General features: G+C 40.4%; 15 protein-coding genes and 1 tRNA gene. 3 read left to right on the top strand and 13 right to left on the bottom strand.

Annotated elements, in window-relative coordinates; all coding sequences use genetic code 11:
- From ACR2F7_RS05160 to ACR2F7_RS05120, 9 genes are all read right to left on the bottom strand, one after another.
- A partial coding sequence (locus ACR2F7_RS05160) for a beta-ketoacyl-[acyl-carrier-protein] synthase family protein (RefSeq protein WP_432712521.1) occupies positions 1–1,035 on the bottom strand: 1,035 nt, incomplete at its 3' end.
- Positions 1,028–1,480, bottom strand: coding sequence for a 3-hydroxyacyl-ACP dehydratase FabZ family protein (locus ACR2F7_RS05155; RefSeq protein ID WP_432712520.1), 453 nt, complete (start codon positions 1,478–1,480; stop codon positions 1,028–1,030). The genes ACR2F7_RS05155 and ACR2F7_RS05160, both read right to left, overlap by 8 nt.
- A gap of 11 nt (positions 1,481–1,491) precedes the next feature.
- Positions 1,492–2,541 carry a type III polyketide synthase gene (locus ACR2F7_RS05150; RefSeq protein ID WP_432712519.1) on the bottom strand — a complete coding sequence of 350 codons (1,050 nt, stop codon included), beginning with the start codon at positions 2,539–2,541 and terminating at the stop codon, positions 1,492–1,494.
- Entirely contained in the window at positions 2,534–3,241 is a 708-nt protein-coding gene (locus ACR2F7_RS05145; RefSeq protein WP_432712518.1) for a methyltransferase domain-containing protein, read from the bottom strand. Before ACR2F7_RS05145 ends, ACR2F7_RS05150 begins: the two co-directional genes overlap by 8 nt.
- On the bottom strand, positions 3,225–4,382 hold the full coding sequence (locus tag ACR2F7_RS05140; protein WP_432712517.1) for an NAD(P)/FAD-dependent oxidoreductase: 1,158 nt from the start codon (positions 4,380–4,382) through the stop codon (positions 3,225–3,227). The genes ACR2F7_RS05145 and ACR2F7_RS05140 overlap by 17 nt, the downstream gene beginning before the upstream one ends.
- 13 nt (positions 4,383–4,395) lie before the next feature.
- A complete protein-coding gene (gene pgl, locus ACR2F7_RS05135; RefSeq protein WP_432712516.1) occupies positions 4,396–5,121 on the bottom strand; it encodes a 6-phosphogluconolactonase in 726 nt (241 codons plus the stop codon).
- Between the two features lie 24 nt (positions 5,122–5,145).
- Positions 5,146–6,657: a glucose-6-phosphate dehydrogenase gene (gene zwf, locus ACR2F7_RS05130; RefSeq protein WP_432712515.1), complete on the bottom strand. Its 1,512-nt coding sequence runs from the start codon at positions 6,655–6,657 to the stop codon at positions 5,146–5,148.
- Positions 6,658–6,666: 9 nt separating this feature from the next.
- A complete protein-coding gene (gene gndA / locus ACR2F7_RS05125) occupies positions 6,667–8,079 on the bottom strand; it encodes an NADP-dependent phosphogluconate dehydrogenase (RefSeq protein ID WP_432712514.1) in 1,413 nt (470 codons plus the stop codon).
- A gap of 98 nt (positions 8,080–8,177) precedes the next feature.
- Positions 8,178–8,939, bottom strand: coding sequence for an ROK family protein (locus ACR2F7_RS05120; RefSeq protein WP_432712513.1), 762 nt, complete (start codon positions 8,937–8,939; stop codon positions 8,178–8,180).
- Between the two features lie 180 nt (positions 8,940–9,119).
- Here ACR2F7_RS05120 and ACR2F7_RS05115 point away from each other — a divergent pair, with 180 nt between their 5' ends.
- Positions 9,120–9,485 (top strand): response regulator, encoded by a 366-nt coding sequence (locus tag ACR2F7_RS05115; protein ID WP_432712512.1) that lies wholly within the window; start codon positions 9,120–9,122, stop codon positions 9,483–9,485.
- Complete coding sequence (locus ACR2F7_RS05110; RefSeq protein ID WP_432712511.1) at positions 9,478–11,700, top strand: ATP-binding protein; 2,223 nt, start codon at positions 9,478–9,480, stop codon at positions 11,698–11,700. Before ACR2F7_RS05115 ends, ACR2F7_RS05110 begins: the two co-directional genes overlap by 8 nt.
- Before the next feature lie 90 nt (positions 11,701–11,790).
- Here the strand turns inward: ACR2F7_RS05110 and ACR2F7_RS05105 are convergent.
- The 3 genes from ACR2F7_RS05105 to ACR2F7_RS05095 form a co-directional block, all read right to left on the bottom strand.
- A tRNA-Ser gene (locus ACR2F7_RS05105) sits at positions 11,791–11,875 on the bottom strand.
- Positions 11,876–11,961: 86 nt separating this feature from the next.
- Complete coding sequence (locus ACR2F7_RS05100) at positions 11,962–13,086, bottom strand: MBL fold metallo-hydrolase (RefSeq protein ID WP_432712510.1); 1,125 nt, start codon at positions 13,084–13,086, stop codon at positions 11,962–11,964.
- Positions 13,087–13,123: 37 nt separating this feature from the next.
- A complete protein-coding gene (locus ACR2F7_RS05095; protein WP_432712509.1) occupies positions 13,124–14,164 on the bottom strand; it encodes a fatty acid desaturase in 1,041 nt (346 codons plus the stop codon).
- 159 nt (positions 14,165–14,323) lie between these two features.
- Between ACR2F7_RS05095 and ACR2F7_RS05090 the strand changes: the two genes are divergently transcribed.
- On the top strand, positions 14,324–14,653 hold the full coding sequence (locus ACR2F7_RS05090; RefSeq protein ID WP_432712508.1) for a hypothetical protein: 330 nt from the start codon (positions 14,324–14,326) through the stop codon (positions 14,651–14,653).
- A 78-nt stretch (positions 14,654–14,731) separates the two neighbouring features.
- Here ACR2F7_RS05090 and ACR2F7_RS05085 read toward each other — a convergent pair whose 3' ends face one another.
- On the bottom strand, positions 14,732–15,112 hold the full coding sequence (locus ACR2F7_RS05085) for a response regulator (protein WP_432712507.1): 381 nt from the start codon (positions 15,110–15,112) through the stop codon (positions 14,732–14,734).
- Positions 15,113–15,415 lie beyond the last annotated feature (303 nt).

The raw sequence follows: 15,415 nt of genomic DNA, 5'->3' as shown, positions 1-15,415 counted from the left end.
TGTCATGCCTTTAAGAGTATTAATATAAGGAAAATCTTTACCATTTCTGCCTAATGCAGTTACCCAATTGTTAATTTCACTGCTGTCCATTGTAGTGGCTGTTAAATGGCCGTTAATTGCATCTACATCTTTAGCTTCCACTCCTGCATTTTGTAAGGCTTTAAGGATGCATTTTTGCACAGCGAGGGTGTTTGGTGCAGTCATACTGCCCCGGCCTCTTTGTCCCCCGGAATTGACATGCCCACCCAGCAGCTCTGCATAAATATAGGTGCCACGCGCCAGGGCACTTTCTAAAGATTCTAATAATAAAGCCCCGGCACCACTTCCAGGCACAAATCCACTGGCGCTTGCACTCATCGGCCGCGATCCTTTTTTGGCCTCCTGGTTATGTTTAAAGGTACATACTTTCATGGCATCGAAACCTGCCCATATATAAGGGCCACTATCGCTGGTACTGCCGGCAAGCATTCTTAACGCCTGGCCTGACTTTATACGCTCATAAGCCATCAAAATAGCTTCAGTGCCCGTGGCGCAGGCTGAAGAATTTGTGCTTACCTGGTTGCCAAGACCTAATTTACCACCCAGGTAAGCACTAATGCCGCTGGCCATGGTTTGTATGACTACACTACTGCCCAGTTTACGCAAATCTTGCTGGTCAATTTTATAAATTGCTTCTCTGAATTTTTCGATGCCTGAAGTTCCCGTTCCGAAGATGGTTCCACTGTCCCAGTCGGGCTCTTCTCCCGTAGGTAGGGGTAGGCCAGCATCTTGCCAGGCTTCCATGCCAGCAATGACACCGTATAAAATGCCTGTGCTGTTAAAGTTACGCAACTCCAGGGGGCTGAAGTATTTTTCAATCAGTTCCGTTGAAAGTTTTGGTTTTCCTGCCACCTGACAGGAAAACCTCATTTGCTCCAACTGCTCCTGGTGCTCAATACCCGACTCGCCATTTTTGATGGCCTCTAAAAATTGAGGAACACCTACTCCATTCGGAGCGGTTACACCTAGTCCGGTAATGACAACCCTGCTAGCCATTTAATTTTTTTGTTACCATGCCTGAGATCGTGCCTTTACAAACCACTTCTCCGGCAGCATTTTGCATTTGTACATTACAGTGCAGCTTTTTAAACCTGAAGTATACTTTCTCTGCTGTTACTTTCACTTGCTCACCCGGGAATACAGGCTTCATAAAATCTATAGCTGTAGAAGTGAGCATCACATGGCTTGTGCTGCCATCATCAACATTGCCACTCAGAAAAATACCCAAACAAACTAAACCAATCTGTGCCATGGTCTCCGTTAAAATTACCCCAGGTGTAACCGGATGGTCTTTGAAATGGCCCTTGTAAAAATCAAGGTCTTTGCTGTAGGTGAAGGTGCCAGTGCTGCTATTCTCGTCGATGTGCAAAAGCTCATCAACAAATAAAAAGGGGTAGCTGTAAGGTAATTTTTCTATAATTTCATTTGCTGTCATCATCATTTTGTTTTTGTTTACCATTGTAACAGGAGGCGCTGTGCCGAAAATCCAGGTCCGAAGCTCAACATTAGTCCTTTTTCGCCCTTGTTGATTTTCTTGTTCATAAAGCGCTCTAGTACATATAATATCGTTGCGCTGGACATATTTCCATACAAACGTAACACTTCTTTTGTATCGTCGATGTTTTTTCCGTAGATACCGAATAAAGATTCTACCACCTGTACAATTTTTTTACCTCCGGGATGAAAAATCAGGTGGTCAATATCCTCGATGCCCAGGTTGTTTCTTTCCAGAAAAGGATTGATGATGGCAGGGAAATGTTGGGTAATTTTATCTGGCACATCAATGTCCAATACCATTTTTAAGCCTTTATTGGTTAAATTGAATCCCATTGTATGGGTAGCATCGAAAAAATGATACATGCCCTGGTCAATGATTGCTGGACCTTCATCTTCCTCACAGGAAGAGAGCAATACACAAGCTACTCCATCACCAAAAATAGCGGCACTGACTATATTGGCCATGGAAAAGTCTTCCAGCTGGAACGTAGCCGTAGGAGATTCTACAGCCACCACTGCAGCACGTTTTCCGGGGTTGGCCTGCAGAAAGTTTTTGGCATAGATCATTCCTGAAACACCTGCAGCGCAGCCCATTTCTGTTACCGGCAGCCGCAGCACATCCTCTCTCATTTTCAAGTTGTTGATGAGGTAAGCATCTAAAGAGGGTATCATGATTCCTGTGCAGCTTACCGTAATCAGAATGTCAATAGTTGAGGGTAACCATGATGCTTTTTGCAAAGCCCCCCTTAAGCATTGTGTGCCTAATTTTATCCCTTCGCTGATATAGATGTTGTTGCGCTCCTCAAAGGTTATGGAGGAAAAGACCTCTTCGGGCGACATAAAGGAATAACGCTGGTCTACCGCAGCGTTTTCAAATATCATTTTCACTTTCCGCACAAAACGATCTTCCTGCCCATGTAGCCAGCTGTCCAGAAAGGGTAAGATCTCTGCTGTACGCCGCGAAAATTCAGGTATTGCCTTGTTGACTGCTTTTATTTTAACCATAAGTTGTAACGATCCATTGGTACCTGAATGCCCATTTCCACTTTAACAGGAAGTGTTTGAAATGAAGTTGCTTTGAAAATAATAAAAAGTCTTCTCTTTTGAAGCCCCGGAGGATAGAAATCAGCCCGTCATCCCGCGACATGTAGTTTAACCGGAACACAAAACACAGTGCCTTGAATAAATAGTAGGCAAGGGCACTTCTATGCAGGTCATTGATGACAAAACCGAGTGTGCTCTGCTGCTTAAAATATTGGAGCAGCTTAAGTATTTCATCATCCTTGAAATGATGCAGGGTGAGGGTACATAAAATGATATCGTATTTGTCACTGCTGTGCTGCTGTTGAAAGATATCTTTACAAATAAAATGGAGGTTAGGGTAAGCTGTAGATAAATGCTGTGCATGGCTGATGGTAAATGGATTAGCATCAATGCCATAAAGCTCAAAGTGTAAGCCCTTTTTCAAGGCATATTCTGCCAGGCTACGCAACATATCACCATTACCGCAACCTACATCGAGGATTTTTACAGTTTGTAGTTGACTTTCTTTTAATAAATATTGAACACCTTGCAAGGTAACTTTATTGCCGCCGAGCAGTTTGTTGATGGAAGCTATTTTATCAAGGGCATCGCGCAGCACTTCGCCTTCCATGGCAAAGTTATCCATCAGTTCGGGCTCCTCGCTTCTAAAAGTAGTGTCCATGTGTTTTTTTGATGAGTTGCGGTAATATAAAAGGGAAGTTAGCTAAAGTTGAGGTCATTATAGTGGCCAATTTTTCTTTACGCAACAGGCCTGACAAAATATGTCCCATCTGCAGCCGCTGCTTAAAATGAAATTGCCATAACTGCTTGTACTGGCTTTCCATGCTTGCTCTTGTGTTGCCTTTTAAAAACAACAGCACCTGTTCTGCACTGAGCTTTGCGCTGTGGATGGCCATGCTCATACCGTTACCACACAGTGGGTGTATCAGTCCTGCGGTATCACCAATCATGAGTACATGGTTTTTTACGACTTCTTTTTTCTGAAAGTTCAATTGAGCAATGGTCAGGGGCTGTTCAAATACTATTTTAGAACTTTCAAAAAGCGTTTGCAAATGTTCATTCTGATAAAGAACCTGCTGCTGAAATTCGTTTAAATTGCGATATTTCTTGAAGGTGGCATAATCACAGAGGTAACAAATGTTGATCAGGTCATTTTCTACTTTCGATACCCCGCAATAGCCGCCTTTAAAATGATGAAGGGCCACCAGGTGTTCATCAAATTCGCCCGTATAGTGCGCTTTTACTGCTAGCCATGGCGATGCCTGGTTCATAAAGTGCCTCTGCAGCTGATGGTCCAGGGCTGTTCTTTTACCATAGGCACCTAAAACCAATGGGGCCTTTAAAATACCATTTGCCCCGGTAGTCACCAGAAATTCATGGTCAATGAAATCAATAGTCAAAACTGTATCTTGAATAATTTCACAACCTTCGCTGATGGCCTTTTTCATTAGAAAGTTGTCAAAAGCATAACGGCTTAAACCGAAGCCGCCTAAAGGAAGTTTTGCCTCCATACTTTTGCCTGAAGAAGTAGAAAATTGAAACTTGTAAATTGAATTAGGGTGTAGAACTGAAGGATCGGCACCTAAAGATTGCAGGTAGGGCAATACTTCATTAGAGATGTATTCGCCACAGACTTTATGTTGCGGGAAAGGATGTTTTTCAAAAAGGGTGACTTTTACACCTGCTTTTGAAAGGTGGATGGCGGCAATTAATCCAGCAAGGCCACCACCTGCTATGATAACGTTATTCTGAAGAAGCATAGCAAGCAAAATGTGTACACTACAAACAGGCAGTGTACACATTTTGTTTGCTTATTTAATTATCCAGTAAGGCCGCTGCCTGCTCATCTAAGAACCAGGTAACATGACCATCAATGGGGTTAATTAACTGTGTAGGATATAAAGTTGGATTATTTTCTTCAGCCTCAATTACATTCTTCACCGCTTTAGCTTTACTTTCACCGAATACCAGAAAAGCAATGTTTTTTGCTTTATTAATCAGGGGTGCTGTAAAACTAATGCGGTAGGTAGAAAGTTTATCTACATAAACAGCATCAATATTTGCCTCTTTATTTCTGAGGATGTCTGTTTCAGGGAAAAGTGATGCTGTATGTGCATCATCACCCATGCCTAATAAGATAAGGTCAAAATTTAAATCGGCCGATTGAAAATGCCTGTCAATTGCTTTTTTATATTCTATAGCCGCTTTCTCCGGCGCTAAGGTAGTGTCTACATAAAAGATCTGTTCTGCAGGGATATTCAGCGGATCAAGCAAGCTTTCCTTAGCCATGGTGCCATTATAACTTTCATGGCCAGGTAAAACATTGCGTTCATCGCCAAAGAAAAAGTACACTTTAGTCCAGTCGATTTCCGTTTTGTAACGTGTAGCCAACAGGTGATACAGCTCTTTTGGGGAATTGCCACCAGTAAGTACAAAGTTGAAACAATCATGTTCCGCAATAGCTTTATTAGCTAACTTAATAATGTAAAGTGCAAGATCGGTAAGCAGCTGATCTTTAGTTTTATATATCAGTAAATTCATTTTTTTTGCTCTTTAAGCTTATTGCTAATCTTTATTTAAGGGTAAGGTAAACCAATGGAAGCCATCTCTTGCAATCAGGGCTTCGGCATCTTCAGGGCCCCATGAATCAGCGGTATAATTAGGGAAGCTGATAGACTTTTTGCTTTCCCAAGCGTTGATCACTGGCATTAACAGTTCCCATGCACTCTCCACCTGGTCAGCACGCATAAACTGCGTCTGGTCACCCGTCATGGCATCAAGCAATAACGTTTCGTAAGCTTCAGGGGTATCAGAGGTATAAGTTCCTTTGTAATCAAAAACCATATCTACAGGATTTAATACCATGTCTAAACCTGGTCTTTTTCCTTGCACCTGCAAACGGATGCTCATTTCAGGCTGAATGCTGATGATCAAACGGTTTTGTTGCCAGTGTTCTGTAACCGCAGAAGGGAAAATATGGTGTGGCACATCTTTAAACTGAATGGTGATTAAAGATGAAGTCTGAAATAAGCGTTTTCCTGTACGTACATAAAACGGGATCCCTTGCCAGCGCCAGTTGTCGACAAAGAATTTAATGGCTGCAAAGGTTTCTGTATTTGAATCCGGAGCAACACCAGTTTCATGCCTATAACCAGGCACTTCTTTACCTTCTACCCAACCTTTAGTGTATTGACCTCTAACGGTGCTTAAACGAATATCTTCAGGACCAAATGCACGCATGGCTTTCAATACATCTACTTTCTTGTTTCTGATCTCGTCGGCATCAAAATTAATCGGTGTTTCCATTCCAATTAAGCATAACAGCTGCAATAAATGGTTTTGAATCATGTCTCTCAAAGCACCAGCACCTTCATAATAACCACCGCGATCGCCAACACCCAGCTGCTCCGTAACGGAAATCTGAATGTGGTCAATATAAGTTCTGTTCCATAGTGGCTCCAGGAAAGAATTGGCAAAACGGAAAGCCATGATGTTTTGTACTGTTTCTTTACCCAGGTAATGATCAATTCTATAGATTTGTTTCTCTGTAAAAATGCTGGTCAGCAATTGATTTAATTCACGTGCCGTATCTAAATCACGTCCAAAAGGTTTTTCAATAACTATTCTGCAGGTATCTTCATCGCCGGCAAGTTTATAATCAGAAATGCATTTGGCAATCAGCGGAAAGAGGTCTGGTGCTACAGCAAGGTAATAAATGACCTGTGTATCTTTTCCGAATTCAGTTTTGAACGCTTCAATTTTATCCCTCAGCCCTTCGAATGTTTTCGGCGCTGAAACATCTACAGGTGTGTAATGTACATTATCTGTAAATTTACTCCACTTTTCTTTTACCGCTTTTCCGGTTCTTGAAAAGCTGTTGACGCCCTCCAGGATAAGATCGCGGTATTTCTGATCATCAAGTTCTTTTCGTGCTGTGCCAATGATGGCAAATTTCTCAGGCATATAGCCATCAGCGTAGAGATTATATAAAGCAGGCGCTAGTTTGCGCAAATTAAGATCTCCAGTACCACCAAAAATAACAAATATGGTAGATTTAAGACTGATCAATGTTTTCATAGTATGGTCTTACAAGGTAATTTGGTTCCAGATGGCGTGGAAAATTCCTTCCTCATCTGTACGTTCAAAAGTATGTGCGCCAAAGAAATCTCTTTGTGCCTGTATTAAGTTTGATGGTAGGTTTTTAGTTCTTAAAGAATCAAAATAGGTGAGGGTAGAAGCAAAAGCCGTAACCGGTAAACCATTGTTTACGGCAACGTTCATGATCTTTCTCAGTCCGGAGATGGTTTCGCTCAGCTTATCTTGAATATTGGCATCCATGTAAAGGTGCTCCAATGCAGGATTGGCTTTATAGGCCTGGTAAATATCTTCCAGCAGTTCAGCTCTGATGATACAGCCTCCGCGCCAGATTTTCGCAATTTCCTGAAGATCCAATTCATAGCTGTAAGTGTTAGACGCTTGCCATAAAAGGTGCAATCCTTGAGCATACGAAGAAATCATAGCAAAGTATAGCGCCTGTTCCATTTGAGCTTCAAATTCCTGGTGGTTTTCCGGAATATTGATTTCATGAGGAAAAGCTTCAGCAAGGGCAACTCTTAATTTTTTAAATTTAGAAAGGTCTCTGGAGCTTACGGCTTCGTTAATGGTAGGAATAGGCAATTGTAAATCCATTGACACTTGTGAGGTCCATTTGCCTGTACCTTTTGATTTGGCTTCATCTTTAACCATATCCACCATGAGGTTGCCGGTTTTTTCGTCAACGAAGGTAAAGATAGAGGCGGTTACTTCCATTAAAAATGATTGCAGGCGACCTTTATTCCATTTGTCAAAAAGCTGTTGAATTTGCTCATTAGAATAGCCTAATCCGTTCTTCATAATGTCGTAGCTTTCTGCCAACAGCTGCATCATGGCATATTCTATACCGTTGTGCACCATTTTAACAAAGTGACCAGAAGCACCGGGGCCAATATAAGTAACACAAGGTTCTCCATTAACTTTAGCAGCAATGGCTTCCAAAATGTCTTTCATTGCAGCATAGGCTGTTTTATCGCCACCAGGCATCATGCTTGGGCCAAACCTTGCGCCTTCTTCGCCACCAGAAATTCCCATGCCAAAGAAGTGAAGTCCTTTTTTAGAAAGCTCAGTAGCTCTACGGCTGGTATCGGTGAAATGAGAATTTCCACTGTCAATAATGATATCTCCCTGATCCAGCAAAGGCTCAAGTTCTTTAATCACACTGTCAACTATGGCACCTGCAGGAACCAATAATACAATTCTGCGTGGCAACTCCAGGCTTTGAATAAAATCCTCCAGGGAACTGAATCCCTTTAAATTATGCTTTTGACCAACTTCCTCAAGTGTCTTCAGCATTTTCGGGTCCTTATCGTAACCTGTTACTGAGAAACCATGGTCTGCCATGTTCAATAATAAATTGCGACCCATGGTACCCAGGCCAATCATTCCTAAAGTATATTTTTTCATTAGTGTTTATTTTATCGTTGATGAAGCTCTTATCAGCTAAGTTGTTGCTGTTTTTAACTAGCAAAGCTGATCATAATTTCATTTACTATATTTCTTATTTAAAAAGCATTTTTTGGATACATCGTAACCAGGTCATATTTTTCTGCTGCTTTCCATAACTTAGCGCCACCTTTTATCCCATCACGGTTGGAGACAATTTTAACGTTATCTTCTAATTTAAGGTCTATCAGTTTTGCATTTCCACCGCCAAGGTAGAGGTTATCGTAGTTAAAAACGTTTTTATAGATAGCTATTACTCTTTCTACACGTTCATTCCATTCTTTTACGCCTAATTTTTTGATAGCTTTATCGCCAACATAGTCGTCATAATCTTTAGTATTGGTGATAGGCATGTGTGCAAGTTCAAAGTGTGGCAGCAGCTCACCATCAAAAAGAAAAGCGGTGCCAAAGCCGGTTCCAAAAGTGACCACAATTTCAAAGCCCTTACCATCTGCCAGGCCTAAACCTTGCTGATCGGCATCATTAATTAAACGCACAGGTTTACCAATTAAATCGCTCACCATTTGTGCAAATTCTATATTTTGCCATTTCCCTTTTGCAAGGTTGGGTGCCGTATAGACTACACCGCGTTTAACATAACCAGGGAAACCAACAGAAATATGGCCAAATTCTCCCATGGTAGCGGCTAATTGTTTAATAACCACGAGTACTGCTTCCGGTGTAGATTTTGTAGGGGTAGGTAGCTTTGTGTATTCTGATAACGCTGTACCCGATGGACTTAACAGGCAGGCTTTAATATTCGAACCACCTATATCTATTGATAAGATGTTCATCATTTCTTTGTCCTGGTTGCTTGGCATTTATTTGTGATTAAGTAAATCTTTTTATTAATGTTCAAAATAACAAATTAATCAGCAGTAAACCTTATGTAAATAGCGAATATATTGTCACATTTCAGCATTCAAACAATTTGTAACTCGCTTTGTTGTTCTAATTAATAACTCCAATTAACTATTTGTTTGCCGTTACAAGAACATGGTATGAAAAAGTGCTTATTAATTATTGACGATGATGAGGATTTAGGTGAGGTTTTTCACGATATTTTTTCTGAAGATGATTATGATATCCATTTTTATTCCGGAACCGATGACATCTTCGATCTCCTGGAACAGCACCAGCCTAATCTCGTTATTCTGGATTACAACCTCAACGGAACGAATGGTGGTGAGTTATGTAAAAGAATAAAGAACAGTAATAAATACCATCATATCCCGGTAATGCTATTGTCTGCCTTTCCTAGGTTCATCTACCAAACTGAAAACTTTGGCTATGATGTTTTCCTGGAAAAACCTTTTGAAGTAGCAGAATTAAAATTAATTGTCGAAGATAAACTGAGCAATGAATGATAGAGAGAATGCCCTGTTTCGTGTGTTTTTAGAGAAAACACACCAGGGTCTTGTGTTTAAAGTGCTGGGTTCCTCGTTTGAGGTAATTTCAGCAGGCGATGATTTTCTGGCTATTTCTGGTTTTCAAAGAGAGGAAATGATAGGTAAAGAATTAGCCGACCTCCCATCAGCCCTTTTCCATCCTTCCACAAGAGATATCTTTGAAGGTATTTTATCACACAAACAAAAAGCATATATTAGTTCTTTTCTCCTAAAACCTGCCAGCCTTTTACCGGGCAAGTATGTTTCTGTAGAAATCACGCCAATCCTTAATCAATCGCAAAAAGTTAACTACCTTTTATACACCGTAATAGATATTGATCATGACCATAGAAAGGTCGAAGAAAAGGTAAACCGCAATTATTTCATGCAATTAATTGACCAGGCCCCTGTAGGGATCTGTATCCTTCGCGGCAAAGAATTAATCGTAGAGTCGGCAAATAACATGATGCTAGAATTGCTCGGCAAATCTGATGCTATCCTGAACTTACCCTTAGCGCTTGCCATACCTGAATTACAAGGTCAGCCCATTCTTAAAATGCTGGATGATGTATATACCTGGGGTGAAGCCCTGGTTGGCAACGAAGCAAAAGTGCTGCTTATTCGCAATAGCCAGTTGGAAACTACTTATTTTAATTTTGTCTATCAGCCACTTAAAAATGCGCTTGGCATCACTACAGGCATCATGATGGTGGCTACAGAAGTAACCCCATTGGTGTTGGTTAAACAACAGCTGGAAGAAAGTGTGGCCAGCTTTAAAAGTGTGGTGATGAATGCACACTATGCTTTATTGGTTATCAAAGGCAAAAATTGGGTAGTAGAAATTGCCAATGATCCATTACTTAAATTGTGGGAGAAAACAAAAGAGCAGGTTTTAGGTCTGCCTCTGCTTAAAATATTACCTGAACTTGTAGGACAACCTTTTCCTGAACACTTAAGAAGGGTAATGGAATCGGGCACGTCTTATGCGACCAACGAAGAAGTATTTTATTACCATACCTTTGAGGGGATAAAGAAGAAATATGTTAGCCTCTTCTATGATCCTATGCTGGATCCTGAAAAAAATGTGGTTGGCGTAATTGTTGGTGCGGAAGATATTACCGAAAGGGTAGAAAACAGGCTAAAAACGGAGCGTGCCGAAGAAATGTTAAGGATTGCTATAGAGTCAGCAAATCTAGGCACCTGGCATTTTGATCCCATGAGTAAAAGGCTGTCCATCTCACCAAGGCTTAAAGAGCTGTTTGGCTATAGACCAAATGAAAGGATCAACTCCCAATTGCTTCTGTCGCAAGTCACAGAAGAATATAGATATATGTTGCTGAGGGCGATTAAGACTTCTGTTTCCTATGGTGAACATTTCAATTTAGAGTTTTCTATTACCCGCAACCGAGATCGTAAATTGCGCTGGATGCATGCTACAGGTAGAATATACCGTGACAATGAGGGTAATCCGTACCGGTTTTCAGGTGTTTTAATGGATACCACGGAGCAAAAGCAGGATGAAATCAGGAAAAATGATTTCATCGCTATGGTGAGCCATGAACTCAAAACGCCGCTTACTTCTTTAAAAGCATATGTGCAGCTGATGGCCTTTAAAGCAAAGCAAAGTGGAGATGCCTTTACCGTAAAATCGCTCTCCAAAATTGATGGCCAGGTTAATAAAATGAACAATATGATCAGGAGCTTTCTTGACCTATCCAGGCTGGAAGCTGGCAAGCTCAACCTTTCTAAAGAATATTTTAAAATTGATGTGCTGGTTAATGAAATTATTGAGGAGGTTGCCCTTACTGACAAAACCCATACGATCTTGTATAATGACTGTAAACCTTTGTCTGTGTATGCCGACCGTGAAAAAATTGGTCAGGTCATCAATAATTTGCTAAGTAATGCCATTAAATATTCTGATCGTGGAACAACGGTTAAAATAACTTGCGAGTCTGAAGAAGGTATGGTGAAAATTGGAGTGAGAGATGAGGGGGTGGGGATTTCAAAAAAGGACAGTGAAAAACTATTTAGCCGCTTTTACCGCGTAGAGAACAGCCCTTTGAAAACGGTGTCAGGTTTTGGAATAGGCTTATACCTTTGTGCAGAAATTGTGGAACGCCACCAGGGAGCAATATGGGTGGAGAGCGAAGAAGGTAAAGGATCTGTATTTTATTTTACGTTGCCAGAATAATGGAGGTTAGGCCGCCATGTTATGTAGTGAAATAAAAAAGCCCTAAATCCGAAGATCCAGGGCTTTTTACTTGATTTTATGAATAATCAGCGGAGAGTGGGGGATTCGAACCCGCGGACCTTTAACAGTCAACAGTTTTCAAGACTGCCGCAATCGACCACTCTGCCAACTCTCCGGCGCAAAAGTACGAATACAGATCAATTCTACAAATTTTTAAATTGAATAATTGCTATCCTTATTGGTTGTCAGGCTAATAAAATGTTAATTGGCTTCTTTATGAGCTGCAATAGCTTCCCACCAATTGCTAAAAACCTGTTTATCGTTGTCCAGATCCACAATTTCTCCAATTATTGGTGTAACCAGCGGCAGATGGTTAGTATTGTATACCGCTAACTTCTTGTAAGGCTCATCCCAGGCATGACCACCTAAGTTAAATTTACCAGCATGTACAGGCAACACGCGTTTGGCTTTTAAATCTTTTGCTACCTTAAAAAACTCTTCTGGCAAAGTATGAATATAGCTCCATGCCTCATTGTATTGACCGTTTTCTAATATGGCTAAATCGAAGCTTCCAAATTTTTCACCTATTGCAGCAAAATGTTTATCATAACCACTATCGCCACCAATAAAGATTTTTCTAAGGGGAGTTTCTAATACATAGGAAGTCCACAAGGTGTTATTGGCAGAAAGGCCTCTGCCAGAAAAATGACGTGCTGGCGTCAAATAAATGCGGATCTGGTTGGCTAAATCTATTGCATCACCCCAATCTTTTTCTATAATGTGTGCTGCTGGATATCCCCATTTTTCGAAATGAGCACCTACACCTAAAGGACAGATCACCTGACCAACTTTGGGCTGCAGCTTTTTAATGGTTTCAAAATCTAAATGGTCATAATGATCATGACTGATCAGCAGGTAATCAATTGCAGGCAAATCTTCTACTTGATATTTGGTTGTGCCAATAAAAGCCTTATTCATCATTTTTATGGGCGAAGCATAGCCACTCAATACTGGATCTACCAGAAAGGTTTTTCCTTCTACCTGCATGAGGTAAGACGAATGACCAAACCAAATCAGTACATTAGCCTGTGGAGGTAGTGCTTTTAAATCTGTTTTAACAGAGGGAATGCTATCCTTGGGTGACTGATTTTTTGAGCTCTTAAAGAAAAAGTTGTAAAATACAGAGGTGTAACTATAGCCTTCTGTTAAAGTAGGCGTAGGACTTGAATTTTGAAACTTCCCATCTCTGTAATTTTTAGATTTTTTAATCAGCTCCAAACGTTTACCACTTGGCTTTGCACCAAAGGTTTCTTGTTGTAGGAAGAGGTAAGTTCCGATGACCAGAACGATGACGATTGTAAAAAAGATATACACTGCTTTTCTCATTTGAAGTTTATCTTACCTTTAGGCAAGAGGGATTATTTTATTTGTTGTTTTTATTACGTTCGCGGTATGGTGTAGCAAATCGGGTATGAAATTCTTGTTTAGAATCATGAATAGAGCTCACCACCCTTAGTTTATGCAAAGACCAGATATAGTACCAGGCAAAGTCAATCTGATAGTTCAAAAAACCTGTACGCGCACTTTTGGGGTAAAGATGATGGTTGTTATGCCATTCGCCGGCAACAATACCCGGCCAAAGCTGGTTAATAGACATGTCCTTACGGTTGAAATCTGTGCCTTGTTTTCTTTTGTCCTGTCCTTTGCCATGTCCTTCATAATTAAAAGTACGGACACCAACGGCCCAAAAAGCTGCTGCGCCAAATATGGTACAAACAAGGGCAAAACCACCAATCAGGTAGAAACAGGTAAACCAGAAAGCCCAGTTCAACATACAGCTTAAAATGGCTATAATAGGGTTGGTAATGGAACCCCATTTTTGATAAGCGCGAAAACTATTGGTGCTTACGCCAGTATGTTTCATCAGGCCCACAGCCTTTGCATAATCTTCTCTAGATAGGTTTTTAGCTATAGGCTGGTGATTAACATCGGCCAGAAAGCAATATAAAAAACCTGCAGAAGCATTATAAGGATCGCCCGGCTGATCTGACCTGGCATGGTGTACATGGTGTGAGATGACATAAATTTCTTCAGGAATCATGCTGATAGTGAGGTTTTGTGTCAACACTTTCCAGAAACTATTCTTAAAAGTATAAGCACCATGCGTACAATAACGGTGATGCCAGATGGTGCCGTGGGTACCCATAGCAATCATGCTGTAAACAAAAAAGACAAGAAATAAGCTAAGGCTGAAAAATTTAAATAAAAAGAGGAAAAATAAAGGGGCTAAAATAATTACCCTGATCCAGCTAAAGAAAGGAAGCCAGTTTTTGCGGTCCCGAAAAACATTTAGTCGTCTAAAAAACTCTTTAAAAATCTGTGCTGCTGTAGGTTTAATAAGCTTTCCATTATGGTCTGCCCAGCCGTATGCAGGTGGTTCTAATACATTGTCCAAAAAGGCCATTCATAAATAATTTGTGGAATATACAATAGAATATTGATAAACAAGATTGGTACCTGAATATAACCTCAATGTAAAAATGTTTTAATATGGTCAATAACTTAATTTTAAAAAACCGAAACCAAAGCACACCACAGCTGTTGTAAAATAAATATTTGTATTATGGAAAATCAAAATCAAAATTTCGGAGAAAACCCGGTTCAGGATATCAATAAAGTAAACCCTCAGGAGCAAAATGAAAAAGAATGGGATGACACCTCTTTAGCCACCGATGGCCCTGTTAGCCAGAGTGAAGGGAATGGTGATGCTGACCTGGATGATACAGATGAAGATACCGATTTAGATGATGACAATTATGGTCTTGATGACGATGACATTAGTTCTGATTCAGCAGATGATTTAGATACAGATGATGATGATGAGCTCACCGCGCTGGATGACCTTGACGACCTGGATGAGGATGATGAGGAGGACGATAGCGACTCCTTGTAAAATAACCTGTACCGGTAATCTTATCAATAATCGGTACAGGAATTTGCTACAATAGCATTAGTTAGTGTTTGGTGGGTACTAGTATCTTGCTATTGCTGGGGGATTTGAGAGCATAAGTTTCATTCTATGTATTAAATCTTGTAAGTCAAATGGTTTAGAAATAAAAGCATCACAACCATAGTTGCCCAGCGATTTGATCACCTTATCATAAGCTGATAAAATAATAACTGGTAAATTTCTGGTTGCCTCGCTATTTTTTAAAGCAGAACACATTTCACCGCCGTTTGCACCCTCCATAATATAATCGATAATCACCAGGTCTGGTTGGTGAGTGGTAACCAATGAATGGATGTCATCTGTATGGTTACTCGTTTTAACATCAAAGCCAACATATGCCAACGCTACAGAAAGTATCTCTAATAAATCTATATCGTCGTCAATCAATAAGATTCTCTTCATAAAAATGATGTATTTTAATTCTTTAGTATAACACATACCAAGAATGCCATTTCCTATACTACAAAAGTACCATGAAATATCTACCTCAAAACAGTAGTATTACGGAATTGTTTGGGGTCAAATACTGGATTTTTATTGCCCAACATGTTAGTTTTTTATAATTTCCATAGCTTTTTCCAGGTATTCATCCCGTCCTTCCTTAATTCCTTGGATAGTTTCTTCTACAAAAACATCTGGCTGGATGCCTATGCCCTGTAGTTGACCCCCATCATGTTGTTTAACACGCATACCGGTAAACCTGAT

It is taken from the genome of Pedobacter sp. (assembly GCF_045628745.1).
GTDB lineage: Bacteria > Bacteroidota > Bacteroidia > Sphingobacteriales > Sphingobacteriaceae > Pedobacter.
This window is presented reverse-complemented; position numbering and strand designations above follow the sequence as displayed.

Coding starts and splice junctions, on each gene's coding strand:
- ACR2F7_RS05155 (WP_432712520.1), bottom strand. CDS start 1,480: ATGATGATGACAGCAAATGAAATTATAGAAAAATTACCTTACAGCTAC.
- ACR2F7_RS05150 (WP_432712519.1), bottom strand. CDS start 2,541: ATGGTTAAAATAAAAGCAGTCAACAAGGCAATACCTGAATTTTCGCGG.
- ACR2F7_RS05145 (WP_432712518.1), bottom strand. CDS start 3,241: ATGGACACTACTTTTAGAAGCGAGGAGCCCGAACTGATGGATAACTTT.
- ACR2F7_RS05140 (WP_432712517.1), bottom strand. CDS start 4,382: ATGTGTACACTGCCTGTTTGTAGTGTACACATTTTGCTTGCTATGCTT.
- pgl (WP_432712516.1), bottom strand. CDS start 5,121: ATGAATTTACTGATATATAAAACTAAAGATCAGCTGCTTACCGATCTT.
- zwf (WP_432712515.1), bottom strand. CDS start 6,657: ATGAAAACATTGATCAGTCTTAAATCTACCATATTTGTTATTTTTGGT.
- gndA (WP_432712514.1), bottom strand. CDS start 8,079: ATGAAAAAATATACTTTAGGAATGATTGGCCTGGGTACCATGGGTCGC.
- ACR2F7_RS05120 (WP_432712513.1), bottom strand. CDS start 8,939: ATGCCAAGCAACCAGGACAAAGAAATGATGAACATCTTATCAATAGAT.
- ACR2F7_RS05115 (WP_432712512.1), top strand. CDS start 9,120: ATGAAAAAGTGCTTATTAATTATTGACGATGATGAGGATTTAGGTGAG.
- ACR2F7_RS05110 (WP_432712511.1), top strand. CDS start 9,478: ATGAATGATAGAGAGAATGCCCTGTTTCGTGTGTTTTTAGAGAAAACA.
- ACR2F7_RS05100 (WP_432712510.1), bottom strand. CDS start 13,086: ATGAGAAAAGCAGTGTATATCTTTTTTACAATCGTCATCGTTCTGGTC.
- ACR2F7_RS05095 (WP_432712509.1), bottom strand. CDS start 14,164: ATGGCCTTTTTGGACAATGTATTAGAACCACCTGCATACGGCTGGGCA.
- ACR2F7_RS05090 (WP_432712508.1), top strand. CDS start 14,324: ATGGAAAATCAAAATCAAAATTTCGGAGAAAACCCGGTTCAGGATATC.
- ACR2F7_RS05085 (WP_432712507.1), bottom strand. CDS start 15,112: ATGAAGAGAATCTTATTGATTGACGACGATATAGATTTATTAGAGATA.